Annotated in this window: 18 protein-coding genes; 17 read left to right on the plus strand and 1 reads right to left on the minus strand. The window is 73.2% G+C overall.

What is annotated here, in order from left to right; genetic code table 11:
- The 7 genes from ftsZ to ACI793_RS06315 form a co-directional block, all read left to right on the plus strand.
- On the plus strand, window positions 1-1169 hold a 1169-nt coding region (gene ftsZ / locus ACI793_RS06285), incomplete at its 5' end, for a cell division protein FtsZ (RefSeq protein WP_456605517.1).
- 32 nt (window positions 1170-1201) lie between these two features.
- Entirely contained in the window at window positions 1202-1939 is a 738-nt protein-coding gene (gene pgeF, locus ACI793_RS06290; protein WP_456605518.1) for a peptidoglycan editing factor PgeF, read from the plus strand.
- Window positions 1936-2634, plus strand: a complete 699-nt coding sequence (locus ACI793_RS06295) for a YggS family pyridoxal phosphate-dependent enzyme (RefSeq protein WP_456605519.1) — start codon at window positions 1936-1938, stop codon at window positions 2632-2634. The genes pgeF and ACI793_RS06295 overlap by 4 nt, the downstream gene beginning before the upstream one ends.
- A 105-nt stretch (window positions 2635-2739) precedes the next feature.
- Complete coding sequence (gene sepF, locus ACI793_RS06300) at window positions 2740-3429, plus strand: cell division protein SepF (protein ID WP_456605520.1); 690 nt, start codon at window positions 2740-2742, stop codon at window positions 3427-3429.
- 71 nt (window positions 3430-3500) lie between these two features.
- The gene (locus ACI793_RS06305) at window positions 3501-3791 is read left to right on the plus strand and encodes a YggT family protein (protein WP_456605521.1); all 291 of its coding nucleotides are present in this window, start codon (window positions 3501-3503) and stop codon (window positions 3789-3791) included.
- Window positions 3792-3889: 98 nt separating this feature from the next.
- Window positions 3890-4615 carry a DivIVA-like cell division protein Wag31 gene (gene wag31 / locus ACI793_RS06310; RefSeq protein ID WP_456605522.1) on the plus strand — a complete coding sequence of 242 codons (726 nt, stop codon included), beginning with the start codon at window positions 3890-3892 and terminating at the stop codon, window positions 4613-4615.
- Between the two features lie 116 nt (window positions 4616-4731).
- Entirely contained in the window at window positions 4732-5604 is an 873-nt protein-coding gene (locus ACI793_RS06315) for a hypothetical protein (RefSeq protein ID WP_456605523.1), read from the plus strand.
- Window positions 5605-5637: 33 nt separating this feature from the next.
- On the opposite strand, the gene ileS is transcribed toward ACI793_RS06315, so the two are convergent.
- A complete protein-coding gene (ileS, locus tag ACI793_RS06320) occupies window positions 5638-8835 on the minus strand; it encodes an isoleucine--tRNA ligase (RefSeq protein ID WP_456605524.1) in 3198 nt (1065 codons plus the stop codon).
- 131 nt (window positions 8836-8966) lie between these two features.
- Between ileS and ACI793_RS06325 the strand changes: the two genes are divergently transcribed.
- From ACI793_RS06325 to ACI793_RS06370, 10 genes are all read left to right on the plus strand, one after another.
- Window positions 8967-10478 (plus strand): potassium/proton antiporter, encoded by a 1512-nt coding sequence (locus tag ACI793_RS06325; RefSeq protein ID WP_456605525.1) that lies wholly within the window; start codon window positions 8967-8969, stop codon window positions 10476-10478.
- 109 nt (window positions 10479-10587) lie between these two features.
- Window positions 10588-11826 (plus strand): DUF4032 domain-containing protein, encoded by a 1239-nt coding sequence (locus ACI793_RS06330; RefSeq protein WP_456605526.1) that lies wholly within the window; start codon window positions 10588-10590, stop codon window positions 11824-11826.
- Window positions 11827-12073: 247 nt separating this feature from the next.
- Window positions 12074-13324, plus strand: coding sequence for an extracellular solute-binding protein (locus tag ACI793_RS06335; RefSeq protein ID WP_456605527.1), 1251 nt, complete (start codon window positions 12074-12076; stop codon window positions 13322-13324).
- Between the two features lie 73 nt (window positions 13325-13397).
- Window positions 13398-14360, plus strand: coding sequence for a carbohydrate ABC transporter permease (locus tag ACI793_RS06340; protein ID WP_456605528.1), 963 nt, complete (start codon window positions 13398-13400; stop codon window positions 14358-14360).
- Window positions 14360-15193, plus strand: coding sequence for a carbohydrate ABC transporter permease (locus ACI793_RS06345; RefSeq protein ID WP_456605529.1), 834 nt, complete (start codon window positions 14360-14362; stop codon window positions 15191-15193). Before ACI793_RS06340 ends, ACI793_RS06345 begins: the two co-directional genes overlap by 1 nt.
- Window positions 15194-15347: 154 nt before the next feature.
- Window positions 15348-16628, plus strand: coding sequence for an ABC transporter ATP-binding protein (locus ACI793_RS06350; protein WP_456605530.1), 1281 nt, complete (start codon window positions 15348-15350; stop codon window positions 16626-16628).
- Between the two features lie 219 nt (window positions 16629-16847).
- Window positions 16848-17357, plus strand: a complete 510-nt coding sequence (lspA, locus tag ACI793_RS06355; RefSeq protein ID WP_456605531.1) for a signal peptidase II — start codon at window positions 16848-16850, stop codon at window positions 17355-17357.
- The gene (locus tag ACI793_RS06360; RefSeq protein WP_456605532.1) at window positions 17354-18307 is read left to right on the plus strand and encodes an RluA family pseudouridine synthase; all 954 of its coding nucleotides are present in this window, start codon (window positions 17354-17356) and stop codon (window positions 18305-18307) included. The genes lspA and ACI793_RS06360 overlap by 4 nt, the downstream gene beginning before the upstream one ends.
- 19 nt (window positions 18308-18326) lie before the next feature.
- Window positions 18327-19124, plus strand: coding sequence for a CPBP family intramembrane glutamic endopeptidase (locus tag ACI793_RS06365; RefSeq protein WP_456605533.1), 798 nt, complete (start codon window positions 18327-18329; stop codon window positions 19122-19124).
- Entirely contained in the window at window positions 19121-19621 is a 501-nt protein-coding gene (locus ACI793_RS06370) for a GNAT family N-acetyltransferase (protein ID WP_456605534.1), read from the plus strand. Before ACI793_RS06365 ends, ACI793_RS06370 begins: the two co-directional genes overlap by 4 nt.
- Window positions 19622-19651 lie beyond the last annotated feature (30 nt).

Raw genomic sequence — 19651 nt, forward strand, 5'->3', positions numbered from 1 at the left:
AAAACCCGGACGCCGAGCAGCTGGAGATGCACGACCCCGACGTCACGGTGGGCGGCCCCCGCGCCCGCGCGGGGGGCCGCCCCCCCCCCCCCCCCCCCGACGTGGGCCGCCAGGCCGCCGAGGACCACCGCGAGGAGATCGAGGAGGTCCTCAAGGGGGCCGACATGGTCTTCGTGACGGCGGGCGAGGGTGGTGGCACCGGCACCGGTGGCGCCCCCGTCGTGGCCTCCATCGCGCGCAAGCTCGGCGCCCTGACCATCGGCGTGGTCACCCGCCCGTTCGCCTTCGAGGGCAAGCGGCGCGCGGTGCAGGCCGAGTCGGGCATCGAGGAGCTGCGCAACGAGTGCGACACGCTCATCGTGATCCCGAACGACCGGCTGCTGCAGCTGGGCGACCGGAACGTCAGCGTCATGGACGCCTTCCGCACCGCCGACCAGGTGCTGCTGTCCGGTGTCCAGGGCATCACCGACCTGATCACCACGCCCGGTCTGATCAACCTGGACTTCGCCGACGTCAAGTCGGTCATGTCGGGGGCCGGGTCGGCTCTCATGGGCATCGGCAGCGCGCGCGGGGACAACCGGGCACTGCTGGCCGCGGAGCAGGCGATCGCCTCACCCCTGCTCGAGGCCTCCATGGAGGGTGCGCACGGCGTGCTCCTGTCGATCTCCGGCGGGTCCGACCTGGGCCTGTTCGAGATCAACGAGGCCGCCTCGCTGGTCTCCGATGCGGCACACCCGGACGCCAACATCATCTTCGGCGCCGTCATCGACGACGCCCTGGGTGACGAGGTGCGGGTGACGGTCATCGCCGCGGGGTTCGACAGCGGCAAGCCCAACGTCCGCAAGGACGGGGCGGCCGCATCGGTGCCCGGGAGCCAGTCCAACGGCTCGGTGCCCAGCGGGCTGTCACCGCATCGCCGCCCCCCGATGGCGCCGATGAACCCCGCCCCGGCGGCACCCCAGGGGTCCGGTGAGCGGCTCGCCCCCGCGCAGCCGGTCGCGTCGGCGCCCGTCGCCGCGTCCCGGCCGGCGCCGACGCCGCCGCCCGCCGGCGGTGGCATCACCGTGCCCCCGCTGCCGCCGATCCCCGGAGCGATCAACGGTCGTCGCCCGCTGTCCAACGAGGACTTCGAGGAAGAGCTCGACATCCCCGAGTTCCTCAAGCAGTAGCGACGATCGACCCGACCGTAAGGTCGACGTCGATGAGTACTCCACCGGCCGCCTCGTCGGCGGTGCGACCCCGCCGGGTCGTCACCGACCGACGGGGCGGCCGCTCCGTGTCGCCCTACGACTCCTTCAACCTCGGCGACCACGTCGGCGACGACCCGGCCGCCGTGGCGGCCAACCGGTCGCGCGTGGCACGCGAGCTCCGGGTCGGCGAGGACCGGCTGGTCTGGATGGACCAGGTGCACGGCTCGGGCGTCGCGGTCGTCGCCGGCCCCCAGGACGGCCCCCTGCCCGGTACCGACGCCCTCGTCACCGCCACCCCGGGGCTGGTCCTCGGCGTCCTGGCCGCCGACTGCGTACCCGTCCTGCTGACCGATCCGGTCGCCGGGGTGGTCGCCGCCGTGCACGCGGGCCGCGAGGGGGTGCGCCGGGGTGTGCTGCCGGCGACCCTGTCGGCCATGGCGAGCCTCGGCGCGCGGGCCCGGCACGTCACCGCGCTGCTCGGCCCGGCCGTGTGCGGCGCCTGCTACGAGGTGCCCGAGGCCATGCAGGCGGAGGTGGCCGCCGTCGTCCCCACCGCCGCCGTGCGGACCCGGCGCGGCACTCCGGGGCTGGACCTCCGTGCCGGCCTGGCCGAGATCCTGGGCCGCGCCGGCGTGACCGAGGTGGTGCAGGACGCGCGCTGCACCGTCGAGGACCGGACGCTGTTCTCCCACCGCCGCGACGGCGTCACCGGGCGCCAGGCGGGCCTGGTGTGGCTCGACCCGGCATGACCGACCTCGAGCGGAACCTGCGCGCGGTGCGCGACCGGATCGACGCCGCCGCCCGTGCCGCCGGGCGGGATCCGGCCACGGTCGCGCTGCTCGCCGTCAGCAAGACCTGGCCCGCGACCGATGTCCGCGCCCTGGCCGGGCTCGGGCAGTCCGATTTCGGCGAGAACCGCGCGCAGGAGCTCGTCGGCAAGGCCGCCGAGCTCGCCGACCTCCCGGTCCGCTGGCACTTCATCGGCCAGCTGCAGCGCAACAAGGCCGCCGCGGTGGCCCGGCTGGGTGCGGTCGTCCACTCCGTGGACCGGATGTCGCTGGCCCAGGCCCTCAGCCGGGCGGGGGAGGCCGCGGAGCGGGTCGTCGAGGTCTTCCTGCAGGTCGACCTCGGCGGGCCCGAGGGGGAGCTGGGAGCCCGTGGGGGAGCGGACCCGGCCGAGCTGCCGGGCCTGGCCGACGCGGTCGCGGAGCTGCCGGGGGTGCGCCTGCGCGGGCTCATGGCCGTGGCGCCCCGCGGGGTCGCGCCCGCGCCGGCCTTCGCCCGGCTGGCCGAGCTCGCGGGCCGCGTGCGCACCGACCACCCGGGCGCCGTGGAGCTCTCCGCCGGCATGAGCGGCGACCTGGAGGAAGCGGTCGCGGCCGGCGCCACGATCGTGCGTGTCGGAACCGCGCTGTTCGGCCGGCGGCCCCTAACCTCGCCCTGAGACACACGAGTCACACCAGTCACACGGGCCTCCGGAGCCCCGGGGTGATTCCGTCGACGCTCGTCGAACGTGCACGCTGAGCACGCCAGCAGAGGGGGAGGTCCGATGGCTGGAGCCATGCGGAGGATGGGGATCTACCTGGGGCTCGTCGAGGACGACGACGCACGGGGGTACGGCCGGTACGACGCCCGCCAGTCCGACCATCCCGAAGCCGACCGCCGGTACGCGCGGTACGAGGACGACCGCTACGACGACTACGCCGACGGCGACTACCCGGCTGGGTACGCCGACGACGAGCCCGCCGAGCCGGCTCCGTCCCGGGCCCCCGAGCCGCTGAGCGTGCGCCGGGTCGCCCCGGCCCGCCCGCTCGGCCTGGCCCCCTCGGTGGGCAGCGGTGGCGGCTCCCGGATCAGCGCCATGAGCAGCGGCCCGGTCGGCGCCGCCGGACTCGCCGTCCGCGAGCCCGTCGCCGCCGTCGTGCCCGACCCGGTCCCGGCGCCCGCGCCCGCGCCGCAGCCCTACCGGATCACCACGCTGCACCCGCGCACCTACAACGAGGCGCGCATCATCGGTGAGCGGTTCCGCGACGGGATGCCGGTCATCATGAACCTGACGGAGATGGACGACGCCGACGCCAAGCGGCTCGTCGACTTCGCTGCGGGACTGTCCTTCGGGCTGCGCGGTAGCATCGAGCGCGTCACGGCGAAGGTCTTCCTGCTCAGTCCGCAGAACGTCGACGTGACGGCCGAGGACAAGGCGCGGATCCGCGAGGGCGGGTTCTTCAACCAGTCCTGAGGCCCCGCGCGGGCACCCGCCCGCGCGCACGATGACGGCGGCACGTCAGGTGCCCTGGACGAACGAGGACCGTGTCACTTTTCTGGGGGATCGTCTCGTCGGTCCTGCTCGTGTTCCTCGTGCTGCTCTTCGCCCGGTTCGTCGTGGACTGGGTGATGGTGCTGGCGCGCAGCTGGCGTCCCTCCGGACTCGTCGCGGCGGGGCTGGAGGTGGTGTACAGCACCACCGACCCTCCGCTCAAGGCCGTGCGGAAGGTGATCCCGCCGCTCAACCTCGGCCAGATCCGCCTGGATCTGGGATTCATGGTGCTGCTGATCGCTGTGGTCATCCTCCGTGGGATCGCCCAGAACCTCGCCTACTAGGTTGAGCGATACTTCCCCGGAGCGGGCCGCGTCAGGGACCTTGTCCTCGGCGTACCGCTTGCAGCCTCCCAGTCCCGCCGTATCACTAAGGTGACCTGATGCCACTCACGCCTGCCGACGTGCACAACGTCGTCTTCAAGAAGCCGCCCATCGGCAAGCGGGGCTACGACGAGGACGAGGTCGACGCCTTCCTCGACGTGGTGGAGGCCGAGCTGGCCCGCCTGATCGAGGAGAACAACGAGCTGCGCTCGAGCGCCGGCGGCCGGGTCCAGGCCCGCGCCGAGGAGCGCCCCGAGCCCCCGGCGCCCGCGCCGGTGGCGGCCGCGCCGCCGGTCCAGCAGCCGCGCGAGGACGACAGCGCACGTGCCTCGCGGATGCTCGCCCTGGCGACCGAGACCGCCGACCGCTACGTCAACGAGGCCAAGACCCAGGCCGAGCAGATGCTCAGCGGCGCGAAGACCAACAGCGAGCGGCTCATGACCGACGCGCGCGCCAAGAGCGAGCAGATGGTCACCGAGGCCAAGCACCGCGCCGACTCGATGATGGGCGACGCCCGGACCCGCGCCGAGACCCTGGAGCGCGAGGCACGGGCCAAGGCCGCGGCTCTCGACCAGGACGCCGAGCGCCGCCACGCCGAGGTCATGGGCACCCTCGAGGAGAAGCGGAGCAGCCTCGAGCGCAAGATCGAGGAGCTGCGCACCTTCGAGCGCGAGTACCGCACCCGGCTCCGGTCCTACCTCGAGTCGCACCTGCGCGATCTCGACAGCCGGGGCTCGGCGGAGCCGGCCTCCAACGCACGCCAGAACCAGCACGCCAGCGCCTGAACCCAGCGTTCGCCACAGGGCTCCCGGACGGTCGTCCGGGAGCCCTGTGGCGTTCGTAGGCGTGGCGGGCCCTCGGACGGGGGCGGCGCACGGACGGTGCCCCTAGAGTCCTGGTCGTGATCGTCGCGGCCGGCCTGTTGGTGCTCGGAGGCCTGGGACTGTTCGTGGCCGGTGTCTTCACCGACGTCACGGCGCTGTACTGGGCCTGCGTGGCTGCGTGCGTGGTCGCGGCTGTGCTGCTGTACCTCGCGCGGCGTCAGCTGCGCGCACAGGGCACCACCGCGCCCGCCACGTCCGGGACGGCCCCGGTCAGCACCGCACCGGCCACGTCGGGGGCTGCCCCGGTCAGCACCGCTCCGGCCACGTCGGAAGCGGCCCCGGTGACCACCGCACCGGCCACGGCCGGGGCCGCGCCGGCCGGGGTGCGATCCGGGCGGCATGCCGATCGCGGTGACGCGCCCACGGACCCGCCCGCTGCCGCGGCAGCGCGAGGCGACGCGGCAGTCCCCGAGCCGGCCGGCGCGACGGACGCCGACGGCCCGGCGCTGCCGGCGGACCCCGGCGGGACCGGCGAGCCGGACGGTGTCCCGGCGGAGCGACCGGCTGCCGAGGCGCCCACGGCGACGACCCCGGCAGCCGGGGCCACGGCGGTCTCCGTCCCGGCAGGGATCGCCGGCACGACGACCGGCAGGACCGGTACGACGGCGGGCACGACGACCGGCACGACGGCGGGCACGACGGCGGAGCCCCCGGTGGAGGAGGTGGAGGTGACCGATCTGCTCCTGGTCGTCGACCTCCGCGACGAGGTGCTCGTCGTGGACGAGCACCCGCGCTACCACGTGCCCGGCTGCCGCCACCTCGCCGGCCAGGAGACCATCCCGCTCCCGGTGGACGAGGCGAAGACCGACGGCTTCACACCGTGCGGCTCCTGCCGTCCGGACGCCACGCTCGCCGACCGGGTCCGCGCCCGGAGGCACTCCGGCGGCTGAGCCGCCGGTCGCCCGAGGAAGCGGGCGCGGGCCTCAGCTCCCGGCGCGGACCACCCAGAACCGGGAACCCTCGGGTCCCTCGACGCCGTCGCCGGTGCCCGCCCCCGCCTGCACGCGCACGGCGAGCACCTCCGCGGCCAGCTGCTCGGCATGCTCCTCCACCGCCTGCGCCACCGCGCCCTCGGCGGTCCAGGACAGCTCGATCCGGTCGCTGACCTCGAGGCCGGCGTTCTTGCGGGCCTCCTGCACCAGCCGGACGACCTCGCGGAAGAGCCCGGCCCGCTCCAGCTCGGGGGTGAGCGTCAGGTCCAGCGCGACGGTGAGGCCGCCACCGCTGGCGACGGTCCAGCCCTCGCGGGGGGTCTCGGTGACGATCAGATCGCCGTCGGCCAGCGCGACGGGGGCGCCCTCGACCTGCACGGTCGCCGTCCCGGCCCGGTAGTCCGCCACCAGTCCGGCGGCGTCGGCCGCGGCCACGGCCTTCGCGACCGCCTGCACCTGCTTGCCCAGCCGTCGTCCCACGGCCCGGAAGTCCACCTTGACGCTGACGTCGACCAGGTCGCCGCCGACCGCGGAGAGCTCCACGAGCTCGGCGACGTTCAGCTCGTCGGCGACCTCCGCGACCAGGTCGCGGGGGAGCGTCGACCACGCCGGGGCCGCGACCAGGGCGCGGGCCAGTGGCTGGCGGGTGCGGACCTTCGCGGAGGTGCGGGCCGACCGGCCCAGCTCCACCAGGCGGCGGACCAGGTCCACCTGAGCCACCAGCGCGTCGTCCCGGGCGTCCTCGTCGACCGTGGGCCACGCGGCCAGGTGCACCGAGTCGACGGCGCGCTCGGCGGCCGGGCCCACCAGCCCGGGCACGACCGCGCGGGCCCAGACCTCCTCGGTGACGAAGGGCACGAACGGCGCCATGAGCCGGGTGAGCCCGTCGAGCACCTCGTGCAGCGTGGCCAGGGCCGCGGGGTCGCCGTCCCAGAAGCGTCGCCGCGAGCGCCGCACGTACCAGTTCGACAGGTCGTCGACGAACTCGGCGAGCAGCCGGCCGGCGCCCTGGGTGTCGAACTCCTCCAGCGCGTCGGTCACCCCCTGCGTGACCGACGCCAGCCGCGCCAGCGCCCAGCGGTCCAGCAGCGTGCGGTCGGCCGGCGGGGGAGCCGGGCTCGCGGCCCCGTCTCCCGAAGATCCAGCCCAGCCGTTGGTCTCCGCGTAGAGGGTGAAGAAGCTCGCGGTGTTCCAGTAGGTGAGCAGCACCTTCCGGACGACCTCGGACAGCGTCTCGTGCCCGACCCGGCGGGCCGACCACGGCGAGCCGCCGGCCAGCATGAACCAGCGGACGGCGTCGGCGCCGTGCCGGTCCATCAGCGGGATCGGCTCGAGGATGTTGCCCAGGTGCTTGCTCATCTTGCGGCCGTCCTCGGCCAGGATGTGGCCCAGGCACAGCACGTTCTCGTAGGAGCTCTGCTCGAACACCAGGGTGCCGACGGCCATGAGCGTGTAGAACCAGCCGCGGGTCTGGTCGATCGCCTCGCAGATGAACTGCGCCGGGTAGGCGGCCTCGAACTGGTCCCGGTTGCGGTGCGGCGCGCCCCACTGGGCGAAGGGCATGGAGCCCGAGTCGTACCAGGCGTCGATGACCTGGCGCACCCGCCGGTAGGTGCCCTCCTCGCCGGGGCGGGTGAAGGTGACGTCGTCGATGAACGGCCGGTGCGGGTCCAGGTCGGACAGGTCGCGGCCGGTCAGCTCGGAGAGCTCGGCCAGCGAGCCGATGGCGATCATCCGCGAGGGATCGGCGTCGTTGCGCCAGATCGGCAGGGGAGTGCCCCAGTAGCGGTCACGGGACAGCGCCCAGTCGACGTTGTTGTTCAACCAGTCGCCGTAGCGGCCGGTCTTGATGCTCTCCGGGTACCAGTTCGTCTTCTCGTTCTCGGCGAGCAGCTGGTCCTTGATCGCGCTGGTGCGGATGTACCAGGACGGCTGCGCGTAGTACATCAGCGGTGTGTGGCAGCGCCAGCAGTGCGGATAGCTGTGCTCGAACCGGTGCTCGCGCCAGAGCACACCGCGGGTCTGCAGGTCCTCGACCAGCGTCGGGTCGGCCGCCTTGAAGAAGTGCCCGCCGACCAGCGGGACCTCGGGCAGGAAGTGCCCCGTGGCGTCGATCGGCACGACGACGGGCAGCCCGTAGCCGCGGCACACGGCGAGGTCCTCCGCGCCGAAGGCGGGGGACTGGTGCACCAGGCCGGTGCCGTCCTCGGTCGTCACGTAGTCGGCGAGGACGACGTAGTGGGCGTCGCCCTCGGGGAACTCGACCAGCTCGAAGGGCCGCTGGTAGTGCACCCGCTCCCAGTCGCGGCCGGTGGTCCTGGCCAGCACCTCGCGGGGCGCGTCGGGGTCCAGGACGGCGTCGAGCAGCGGCTCGGCGACGACGACGGTGGCCGGGGCACCGGCATGCTCGGTGCGGACGACGAGGTAGGTGACGTCGGGGTGCACGGCGACGGCGGTGTTGCTCGGCAGCGTCCAGGGCGTCGTCGTCCAGATCAGCAGATCGGCCCGGCCGGCCCACTCGCCGCTGGTGACCGGCATCCGGACGTAGACCGAGGGGTCGGTCAGCGTCTCGTAGCCCTGGGCCACCTCGTGGTCGGACAGACCGGTGCCGCACCGGGGGCAGTACGGGGCGACGCGGTGGTCCTCGACCAGCAGGCCCTTGTCGAAGATCTGCTTGAGCGACCACCAGACGCTCTGGATGTAGCCGGGGTCCATCGTCCAGTAGGCGGTGGACATGTCGACCCAGTAGCCCATCCGCCGGGTGAGCTCGGAGAACGAGTCGACGTGCCGCTCGACCGACTCGCGGCACCGCGCGTTGAACTCGGCGATGCCGAAGCGCTCGATGTCGGGCTTCCCGGCGAAGCCGAGCTCCTGCTCGACGGCGATCTCCACCGGCAGGCCGTGGCAGTCCCAGCCGGCGCGGCGGGGCACGTGCCAGCCCTGCATCGTCTTGAAGCGGGGGAAGACGTCCTTGAACGCCCGCGCCTCGATGTGGTGGGTCCCCGGCCGTCCGTTGGCCGTGGGCGGGCCCTCGTAGACGTTCCACTGCGGGCGGCCGGCCGAGCCCTCGAGCGTGCGGGAGAAGATCTTGTCGGCCTCCCAGCGCTGGAGGATCTGCTGCTCGAGTGCCGGCAGGTCGACCTGTGGGGGCAGCGCGGCGAAGGGGCCGGTGGCCGAGGGGGAACTCACGCGGCCCATTCTCCCCGAACCGGCAAACGCATTCGCACGGCGCGTCCACCGGCGGCCGGTCCGGGCGCCTGCTCCGCGCGGGAGGCGGGTCCGTGGGTGCGGGAGACTGCCCCCATGGCGGGGGGCGAGCGGTGAGCACGACCGTGACGCTGGCGCTCGCCCTCGGCGCCACCGTCGTCCTCGTGGCCGCGGTGGCCCTGCGCCTGGCCGACCGGCTGGGGCTCCCCAGCCTGCTGCTGTACCTCGCTCTCGGCGTGGCCCTCGGCGAGAGCGGGCTGGGCATCCAGTTCGAGGACGCGGAGTTGACCCAGACCCTCGGGTTGGCCGCGCTCGTGGTCATCCTGGCCGAGGGCGGGCTGACCACTCGCTGGGCTGACGTCCGGCGGGCGATCGGGCCGGGGCTGAGCCTGGCGACCGTCGGGGTCGGGGTCAGCGTCGGGGTCACCGCGACGATCACCGTCTGGCTGCTGGACACGTCCTGGGGCTTCGCCCTGCTGCTGGCTGCGGTGATCGGCTCGACCGATGCGGCGGCGGTCTTCGCCGCGCTCAGGAAGCTCCCGCTGCCGCGCCGGCTGGCTGCCTCCATCGAGGCGGAGAGCGGGCTGAACGACGCGCCGGCGCTCCTGCTCGTGACCACCCTGGCTGCCTACCTGACCGATGCCGACGCGTACGCCTGGTGGGCGGTCGTGCTGCAGGTGGTCGGGCAGCTGCTCGGTGGGGCCGTGATCGGGGTGGCCATCGGGTGGGCGGGGTCGCAGCTGCTGCGCCGGGTGGCGCTGCCGCTGGCCGGGCTCTATCCCCTGGCGATGCTCGCGCTGTGCGTACTCGCGTTCTCGACCGCGACCCTGGCGCTGACCTCGGGAATCGTCGCCGTCTACCTGTGCGGAGTGGTGCTGGGCAACGCGGCGCTGCCGCACCGAGCGGCCAGCATCGGCTTCGCCGAGGGTATGGCGTCGCTGTCGCAGATCGGGCTCTTCGTGCTCCTGGGCCTGCTGGTCTCGCCCGGCCGCCTGGTCGAGGCACTGGGGCCGGCGCTGGTGGTCGGCGGGGCGCTGCTGCTGGTGGCCCGGCCGATGTCGGTCGTGCTGAGTCTGGTCTGGTTCCGCATCCCGTGGACGCACCAGGTGTTCGTCTCCTGGGCGGGCCTGCGCGGCGCGGTGCCCATCGTGCTGGCGACGTTCCCCCTGACCGCCGACGTGCCCGGCGCGGGCCGGCTGTTCGACACCGTGTTCGTCCTGGTCGTCGTCTTCACCGTGGTCCAGGGCACCTCGCTGCCCTGGGTGGCACGGCGGCTGCGGATCGCCGCACCGGTAACCCCGCGGGACGTCGACGTCGAGTCGGCGCCCCTGGAGGAGCTCGACGCCGAGCTGATGCAGCTGACCGTGCCCGAGGGCTCCCGGCTGCACGGGGTGTACCTGCCCGAGCTCCGGCTGCCCGAGGACGCCGCGGTGGTGCTCGTCGTCCGCGACGGCCGGCCGTTCGTGCCCGATGCCGAGACCCGGCTGATGCGCGGCGACCAGGCGCTCATCGTCTCCGCGCGGCGGTCGCGGTCGGCGGCCGAGCGCCGGCTGCGGGCGGTCAGCCGGGCCGGACGGCTGGCGTCCTGGCGTGGTGAGAGCGGGGCGGTGACCGGCGCGGACTGACGCGACCGGTGGCCGTGCGGGGACCCCGCGGTACGTGCGAAGGTGACGTCCCCGAGAGCACCGTGCCGGCACGGAGCCCGACGGGTGCTGCGAGCGACGGAGACCGCCCATGCGCTTCCTCTTCCGGCCCCCGGCCAACGAGGCGGCCGAGCTGCTGGCGCTGCCCTGGGACGCACCGCTCGAGGAGTGGGACGCAGACCTGCTGCTCGAGGTGCCGCAGCGCGGCATCTCGCGCCACGTCGTCCGCTTCGTGGCATCGGGAGGGCACGTGTACGCCCTCAAGGAGATCGCCGAGCGGCTGGCCCGGCACGAGTACGCCCTGCTGGCCCGCTTCCAGGAGGAGGGGCTGCCGGCGGTCAGCGTGCTCGGCATCTGCGTGGACCGCCCCGGCGACCAGCAGGCGATCCTGGTGACCCGCTACCTCGAGTACTCGATGTCCTACCGCTGGCTGTTCTCGCGGCCACCGGGGGACCACTCCGCGGAGCAGCTGCTCGACACGATGGTGGTGCTGCTGGTCCGGCTGCACCTGGCAGGGGTGTTCTGGGGGGACTGCTCGCTGTCCAACACGCTGTTCCGGCTGGACGCGGGCACCCTGGCCGCCTACCTCGTCGACGCCGAGACCGTCGAGCGCTACCCGACCCTGACGCCGGGGCAGCGCAGGCACGACGTCGACCTGGCCCGGGAACGGGTCGGCGCCGAGCTGCTGGACCTGCGCTTCGGCGGCCTGCTGCCCGAGGGGATCGACCCCATCGACGTGGCCGACAGCCTGCCCAAGCGCTACGAGTCGCTGTGGGAGGAGGTGACCCGGGAGGAGACCTTCTCGCCCGAGGAGCAGCAGTACCGGGTGGCCGAGCGGCTGCGCCGGCTCAACGAGCTGGGCTTCGACGTGGGGGAGATCGAGATCGTCACCTCGCCCGAGGGTTCGCGGCTGCGCGTGGAGACCCGCGTCTCGGAGCCCGGGCACAACCGCCGCGAGCTGTTCCGGCTCACCGGGCTGGAGGTCCAGGAGCGGCAGGCGCAGCGGCTGCTCAACGACGTCCGGGCCTACCGGGCCTGGCTCGAGCAGGGCAGCGGCACGCCGGTGCCCGAGCCGGTCGCGGCCCACCGCTGGCTGGCGGAGGTCTACCAGACCGTGATGGCCGCGATCCCCGCGGAGCTGGCCGGCCGGCTCGCCCCGGCCGAGATCTTCCACGAGGTGCTCACGCACCGGTGGCTGCTGTCCGAGCGGGCCGGCCGGGACGTCGGCACGGAGGAGGCGGCGCGCTCGTACGCGGCCGACGTCCTGCCGCGGACGCCGCAGGAGGTCACCACGCCGTCGGTCATCGCCCACCGCGCGAAGGAGCGCTGAGCCGCCGGTCGCCGGCGCAGATGGTCACGATCGCGCCGCTCCGGACGTCGTGGAGCCGGTTCGAATTGACAGCGAATGTGGCCTGGACCACGCTCCGGGAACCGCTGTTGATCAGCTTGTGGCGCGCCAACGGAGGCGATGACCGATGCCGAACGCTCGAGGCCGTATCCGCTCGCACGGAAGGACCCCGGCGCCGCCGCTCGCGCGCCGGAGGGGGCGCGGGACGGCGGGGGCAGCGGCACTGCTGGTGGCCGCCGGGACGCTGGCCGCCTGCGGTGGGGACAGCGGCGGTCCGCCGACCCTCACCTGGTACTACAACCCCGACAACGGGGGGCAGGTCGAGCTGGCCGAGCGCTGCACCCAGGAGGCCGACGGCCGCTACCGGATCGACACCGCCATCCTGCCGCGTGACGCCTCCTCCCAGCGCGAGCAGCTGGTGCGTCGCCTGGCGGCGAAGGACTCCTCGATCGACCTGATGAGCCTCGACCCGATCTACGTTCCCGAGTTCGCCCAGGCGGGCTTCCTCGCCCCGGTGCCCGAGGACGTCGCCGAGCGGGTCACCGAGGGCGTCGTGCAGAGCGCGATCGAGGGGGCGACCTGGGAGGACGAACTCGTCGCCGTCCCCTTCTGGGCCAACACGCAGCTGCTCTGGTACCGCAAGTCCGTGGCCGAGGCCGCCGGGCTGGACATGAGCCAGCCGGTCACCTGGGAGCAGATCGTCACCGCGGCGCAGGAGCAGGACGTCGAGCTCGGCGTCCAGGGCATCCGCGCGGAGTCGCTGACCGTCTGGCTGAACTCGCTCATCGAGTCCGCCGGCGGCTCGGTGATCGAGGACAACGCGGACGACCCGCAGAACCTGGAGCTCGGGCTGGACTCCGAGGCCGCTGTCCGTGCCGCGGAGGTCATGAAGATGGTCGCCGAGTCCGGCGTGGCCGGGGCCGCGTTCTCGACCGAGAACGAGTCGGCGTCGGCCGCGGAGTTCGAGGGGGAAGCCGGCGGCTTCATGGTGAACTGGCCGTTCATCTACGCCCAGGGGGTCGCCGGCGTGGAGGGCGGCACGATCGACCAGGCCGTGCTCGACGACTACGGCTGGACGCTGTGGCCCTCGGTCGTCGAGGGGGAGCCGAGCGCCCCGCCGCTGGGTGGCATCGACCTCGGGGTCGGCGCCTACAGCGAGAACGTGGAGTTCGCCTACGAGGCGGCCGAGTGCATCACCACGGACGAGAACCAGGCCTATTACATGATCAACGAGGGCAACCCGGCGTCCTCGGCCGCTGTGTTCGACGACCCCGAGGTCGTCGAGCAGTTCCCGATGGCCGACACCATCCGCCAGTCCCTCGAGCAGGCGGCCCCGCGGCCGCAGACCGCCTACTACAACGAGGTGTCCGGCGGTCTCCAGCGCGAGTACCACCCGCCGGGCTCGGTGCAGCCGGGCGAGACCGGTCCGGAGGCGGCCGAGCTCATCGCCGCCGTGCTGCGAGGGGAGCAGCTGCTGTGAGCGAGCTCGCGAGCGAACCGATGGGTACAGCAGCCCCGCGAACGCGGCCCACGAGCGCCAGCGAGGAGGACTCGTGAGCACGACGACGCTGCCACCGACCAAGAAGGACGCGCCGAAGTCCGCACCGGACGCGACGACCAGCGACCGGGCGAGGAGCGAGCGCAAGCTCGGCTGGCTGCTGGCCGGCCCGGCGTTCCTGGTGATGCTCGCCGTCACCGCCTACCCGATCCTGCAGGCCACCTACGAGTCGTTGTTCTCCTACCGGCTCACCGACCCCGACAACCGGTCGTTCGTCGGCCTGCAGAACTACGGCGTGATCCTCAGCGACCCGCTGTGGTGGCGGTCCCTGTGGGTGACCGGCCTGATCACGTTCATCACCGTGCTCGTGGAGCTGGTGCTCGGGTTCGCGCTGGCGATGGTGATGGCCAAGGCGCTCAGCACCATCCGGCCGGTCGCCCGGGCGGCCATCCTCATCCCGTACGCGGTGATCACGGTCGTGTCCGCCTACGCCTGGCAGTTCGCCTTCGACATCAACACCGGCTTCGTCAACTCCTGGTTCGCGTGGATACCGGGGGTGGGCACGGACACCGACTGGTTCGGCGACTTCGGGACGTCGATCTTCGTGATCTGCCTGGCCGAGATCTGGAAGACCACGCCGTTCATCTCGCTGCTCCTCCTGGCCGGTCTCGCGCAGGTCCCCGAGGTGCTGCAGGAGGCGGCCAAGGTCGACGGCGCGACGTGGTGGCAGCGGCTGTGGCGGGTGACGCTGCCGAACATGAAGGCGGCGATCATGGTCGCCCTGCTCTTCCGCACCCTGGACGCGTTCCGGATCTTCGACAGCATCTTCGTGATGACAGCCGGCGCCAACGGCACGGAGTCGGTGTCGTTCCTGGCCTACCGGCAGACCATCTCCCGGCTCGAGATCGGGCTGGGCTCGGCGCTGTCGGTGCTGCTGTTCCTCTCGGTGGTGCTCATCGCGATGATCTTCATCAAGGGCTTCAAGGTCGACCTGGCACAGGCGAGGGGTGAGGGCTGATGTCCCGGAGGGAGAAGACCTGGTGGTGGGTCGGCGGCGCGCTGATCGTCGTCTACTGCCTGTTCCCCATCGCGTGGATCGTGTCGCTGTCGCTCAAGGCGCCCAGCGACCTCAACGCCGGCGGCTTCCTGCCCACAGCGGTGTCGTGGGAGAACTACGAGCTGATCCTCACCGGTGGGGCCAGCGACCTGTTCCTGCCGGCGCTGCGCAACTCGTTCGGGATCTGCCTGATCGCCACCGCGATCTCGTGTCTGCTGGCGATGTTCGCCGCCTACGCCATCGCCCGGCTCGACTTCCCGGGGAAGCGGCTGATCCTGTCCACCGCGCTCATCGTGGCGATTTTCCCGATCATCTCGATCGTCACCCCGCTGTTCAACCTGTGGCGCAACATCGGCCTGTACGACACCTGGCCGGGCCTGATCATCCCGTACCTGTCGCTCACCCTGCCGATCTCGATCTGGACCATGTCGGCGTTCTTCCGCGAGATCCCGTGGGAGATGGAGCAGGCCGCGCAGGTCGACGGCGCGACCACGTGGCAGGCGTTCCGCAAGGTGATCGTGCCGCTGGCGGCGCCCGGCGTCTTCACCACCGCGATCATCGCGTTCTTCATCGCCTGGAACGACTTCCTCTACGGCATCTCGCTGACCTCGACCGAGCGGGCCCGGCCGGTGCCGGCGGCGATCGGCCTGTTCTCCGGCGAGTCGCAGTTCGTGGAGCCGACCGGCGCCATCGCGGCCGCCGCGGTGCTCGTCACGATCCCGGTCGTGGTCCTGGTCCTGCTCTTCCAGCGGCGCATCGTCGCCGGCCTCACCAACGGCGCGGTCAAGGGATGACCCCCGAGCCGTTCCCCACCACTCCCATGCCGCCCCCCACCACCCCCATGCCGCTCCCCACCACCCCCATGCCGCTCCCCACCACCCCCATGCCGCTCCCCACCACCCCCATGCCGCTCCCCACCACCCCACCCACCCAGCGAGGGGACTCCTGATGGCCTCGATCGAGATGCGGAACATCGTCAAGCAGTACGGCGACGGGTTCCCGGCGGTGAACGACGTCAGCCTGGACATCGCCGACGGCGAGTTCATGATCCTGGTCGGCCCGTCGGGCTGCGGGAAGTCGACCCTGCTCCGGATGATCGTCGGCCTGGAGGACATCACCAGCGGCGACATGATCATCGGGGGGAAGAAGGTCAACGACCTCGCCCCCCGGGACCGCAACCTGTCGATGGTGTTCCAGAACTACGCGCTCTACCCGCACATGACGGTGTTCGAGAACATCGCCTTCCCGCTGCGGCTGGCCAAGATGCCCGACGACGAGGTGCGCCGTCGCGTGACCGAGGCCTCCGACGTTCTCGAGCTCGAGGAGCACCTGGAGCGCAAGCCGGCCAACCTCTCCGGCGGTCAGCGCCAGCGGGTCGCGATGGGGCGCGCCATCGTCCGCCAGGCCGAGGCGTTCCTCTTCGACGAGCCGCTGTCCAACCTCGACGCCAAGCTGCGCGGGCAGATGCGCACCGAGATCTCCCGGCTGCAGCGCCGGCTGGGCATCACCACCGTCTACGTCACCCACGACCAGACCGAGGCCATGACCCTCGGCGACCGGGTCTGCGTGCTGCGCAAGGGCAAGATCCAGCAGGTCGCGTCCCCGCGCGAACTCTACGAGCAGCCGGTCAACCTGTTCGTCGCCGGGTTCATCGGCTCGCCGCCGATGAACTTCCTCCCGGCCACGCCCGAGGGCAACCGCCTGAAGACGCCCTTCGGCGACATCGAGATCGAGCAGTCGCGGGCCGCGAAGTTCGCCGGGCACGACCTGCTCCTGGTCGGCATCCGCCCGGAGTACTTCGAGGACGCCTCACTGGTGGACGAAGCGAAGCGGCCGCTCGGCTCGACCTTCACCGCCCGGGTGGACGTCACCGAGTGGCTGGGCGACTCGCAGTTCGCCTACATCCCCTACGACGCGCCCCAGTCGATCCAGCAACACCTGCGCGACCTCTCCCGGGAGCTGGACTCGGAGGAGCTGCGCACCCAGGCGATCGTGTCGATCGACGCGACCAGCCGGATCCGCGAGGGCCGGGACGCGGAGTTCTGGCTGGACAGCCGCAAGGTGCACGTCTTCGACCCGGAGTCGGGGGAGAACCTCACCCGCGACGCCGAGGCCGGCGCCGAGCTCACCCGGCTGGCGAGCCAGGACCGCGAGGAGCAGCTGGAGGACTCGCAGAGCCGCACCGGCTCGGCTCAGCAGGTGGGCGGGGCCACGGCCGCGTCGGCCTGACGGCGTCGGCGCGCCCGGAGGGGGGCGGCCGGTGCGCGGCTATCGTCGGGTGCGGCGGCGCCGGAGCGGGTCCGCCCCCGAACCGAGGAGTGCGCCCTGTCCGAGCACCACGACCCGTCCGAGGGCCCGAACGACGGTGCGTCGGGGTCCGACGGTGCGGCGGCCGCTCCCGCGAAGGGGCGGCCGCGTACCCGTCTGCTGCTGGGCCTGGCCGCGGCCGTGCTGCTCCTGGACCTCGTCACCAAGCTGGTCGTGGTCGCCACGATCGAGCCGGGCGAGGACATCCGGACCCTCGGCGGGGCGCTGTACCTGACGCACCTGCGCAACACCGGCGCGGCGTTCTCCTTCGCCGAGGGCTTCACGGTCGTGTTCACGCTGGTCGCCGCGGCCGTCGTCGTCGTCATCGTGCGCACCGCCCGGCGGCTGTTCTCGACCGCCTGGGCGGTCACGCTCGGGCTGGTGCTCGGGGGCGCCGTGGGCAACCTGATCGACCGGGTCTTCCGCGACCCCGGCTTCCTGCGCGGTGGCGTCGTCGACTTCCTGTCGGTGTTCGGACCCGACGGCGAGGTGTGGCCGGTCTTCAACGTGGCCGACTCGGCGATCGTCTGCGGCGGGATCCTCGGAGCCGTCCTCGCGCTGCGCGGCATCGACTTCGACGGCACCCGGGAAGGCGCCGGGTCGGCGGGCTCCGCCGGCAGCGGTGGGCGGCCCGTCACAATGGAGGAGTGACCAGCTCTCCCGGCCTGCCCGCGTCCGGGATCCACCGTGCCCTGCCCGTGCCCGACGGGCTCGAGGGCCAGCGCGTGGACCAGGCGATCTCGCGGCTGTTCGGGCTCTCGCGCTCGGTGGCGGCCGAGGTCGCCGACGCCGGGAACGTCCAGGTCGACGGCCGGGTGCGCGGCAAGGGCGACCGGCTCACCGGTGGCAGCTGGCTGGAGGTCGAGCTGCCGCCGCCGCCGGGCGAGCCGGTGGCGCCCCGCCCGGTCGAGGGCATGACGATCCTGCACGACGACGACGACCTCGTCGTGGTGGACAAGCCCGTCGGGGTCGCGGCCCACCCGAGCCCCGGCTGGGACGGGCCGACCGTCATCGGTGGGCTCGCCGCCTCGGGGTACCGGGTGTCGACCTCCGGAGCGGCGGAGCGCCAGGGCGTCGTGCACCGCCTGGACGCCGCGACCACCGGCGTGATGGTCGTGGCCAAGAGCGAGCGCGCCTACGCCGTGCTCAAGGCCGCCTTCAAGGAGCGCACGGTCGAGAAGGGCTACCACGCGCTCGTCCAGGGTCACCCCGATCCCTCGCGCGGCACCATCGACGCGCCGATCGACCGGCACCCCAAGCACGACTGGCGGTTCGCGGTGGTGCAGGACGGCCGCCCCTCGGTGACGCACTACGAGGTGATGGAGGCCTTCCCGGCCGCGAGCCTGGTGGACATCCGGCTGGAGACCGGGCGGACCCACCAGATCCGGGTGCACTTCTCGGCGCTGCGGCACCCCTGCGTGGGCGACACGACCTACGGCGCCGACCCCACGCTGGCCGCCCGTCTGGGCGTGAGCCGGCAGTGGCTGCACGCGGTGCGCCTGGGCTTCCACCACCCGGCCGACGGGCGCTGGGTGGAGTTCACCAGCGAGTACCCGTCCGATCTCGCCGGCGCGCTGGCCGTCCTGCGCGCCGAGGCCTGACCCGGCCCGGGCGTCGGCCGTGAGCGGGCTCCCGGACGCACTGACCGACTTCGGCCCGGCGGCCTTCGCCGCGGTCGTCGTCGCGGTGTACCTGGTCGCCGGGGAGCCGGTGGTCGGCCACGTCCTGCACCGCCGCTTCGAGGGGCGACTGCGCACCGACCCCGGCGCCCGCCGCTCGTTCTACGGCCGGCTGCTGATCCTCGAGTGGGGTCTGGCCCTGCTGGCCCTGGTCGTGTGGCTCTCGGCACCGGGGGTGGACGCCGGGGCGGTGGGGCTCACCTGGCCGCGGTCGTGGCCCGGCCCGCTGACGCTGCTGCTCGTCGTCCTCGTGCTCGTCTTCGTCGTCGCCTCCACGCGGGCCCTGCGCGGCGGCGCGCTGGTCGAGGCCGGCACGCCGGCGCCGGCGGCCCGCCGTCCGCCCGGCCAGGGCCGGCACGCAGAGCCGCCGGGGTCCGCCACGCTCGCCCTGCTGCCGCGCACCGCCCAGGAACGCCGGCTGTTCACCGTGGTCGGCCTGACCGCCGGCATCTGCGAGGAGTGGCTGTACCGGGGCTTCTTCCTCGCCGTGGTCGCGGCCGTCGCCGGCGACCTGCCGACCTGGCTGCTCGTGCTGGTGGCGGCGGTGGCCTTCGGGCTCGCGCACGCCTACCAGGGTCGGGCCGGCATCGTGCTCACCGGCGTGCTGGGGGGCGTGATGGCCGCGCTGTACCTGGGGACGGGGTCGCTGCTCCTCCCGGTGCTGCTGCACGCCGCCATCGACCTACGCTTCCTCCTCGTGCCCACGTCCGTGCTGCCCGCCGCAAGGCCCGCCTGGTGACCCGGCCGTCGGCCCGCGTGGCCACCCCGGACGACTGGCCCGAGGTGGTGGCCCTGCGCACCCGCGTCTTCGTCGACGAGCAGGGTGTGCCCGTGGAGATCGAGCAGGACGGGCGCGATGCCACCGCCGTGCACGTGGTGAGCCGCGATGCCGCCGGCGGCGTCGTCGCCACGGGGCGGTTGCTGCTGCCGGCCGACGGCTCGGCCACGGCCGGGATCGGCCGGATGGCCGCCGACGCGTCGGTGCGCGGGACGGGGCACGGCGCCGCCGTCCTGGCCGAGCTGCACCGCCAGGCCGCGCTGCGGGGTGCCGCGGCGGTCGAACTGCACGCGCAGGTGACCGCCCGGGGGTTCTACGAGCGGGCCGGCTACACGGCCGTCGGGCCGGAGTACCTCGAGGCCGGCATCGCGCACGTCACCATGCGCCGGGCGCTCCCGGAGCCGGACGGCGCGCACCGGCTGCCGGGCGGACACGCGGGCGACGCGGGGCGGGTGTGACCGATCGGTCCGTCCGGGGTCAGACACGTC

The organism is Blastococcus sp. SYSU DS0617, assembly GCF_054051075.1.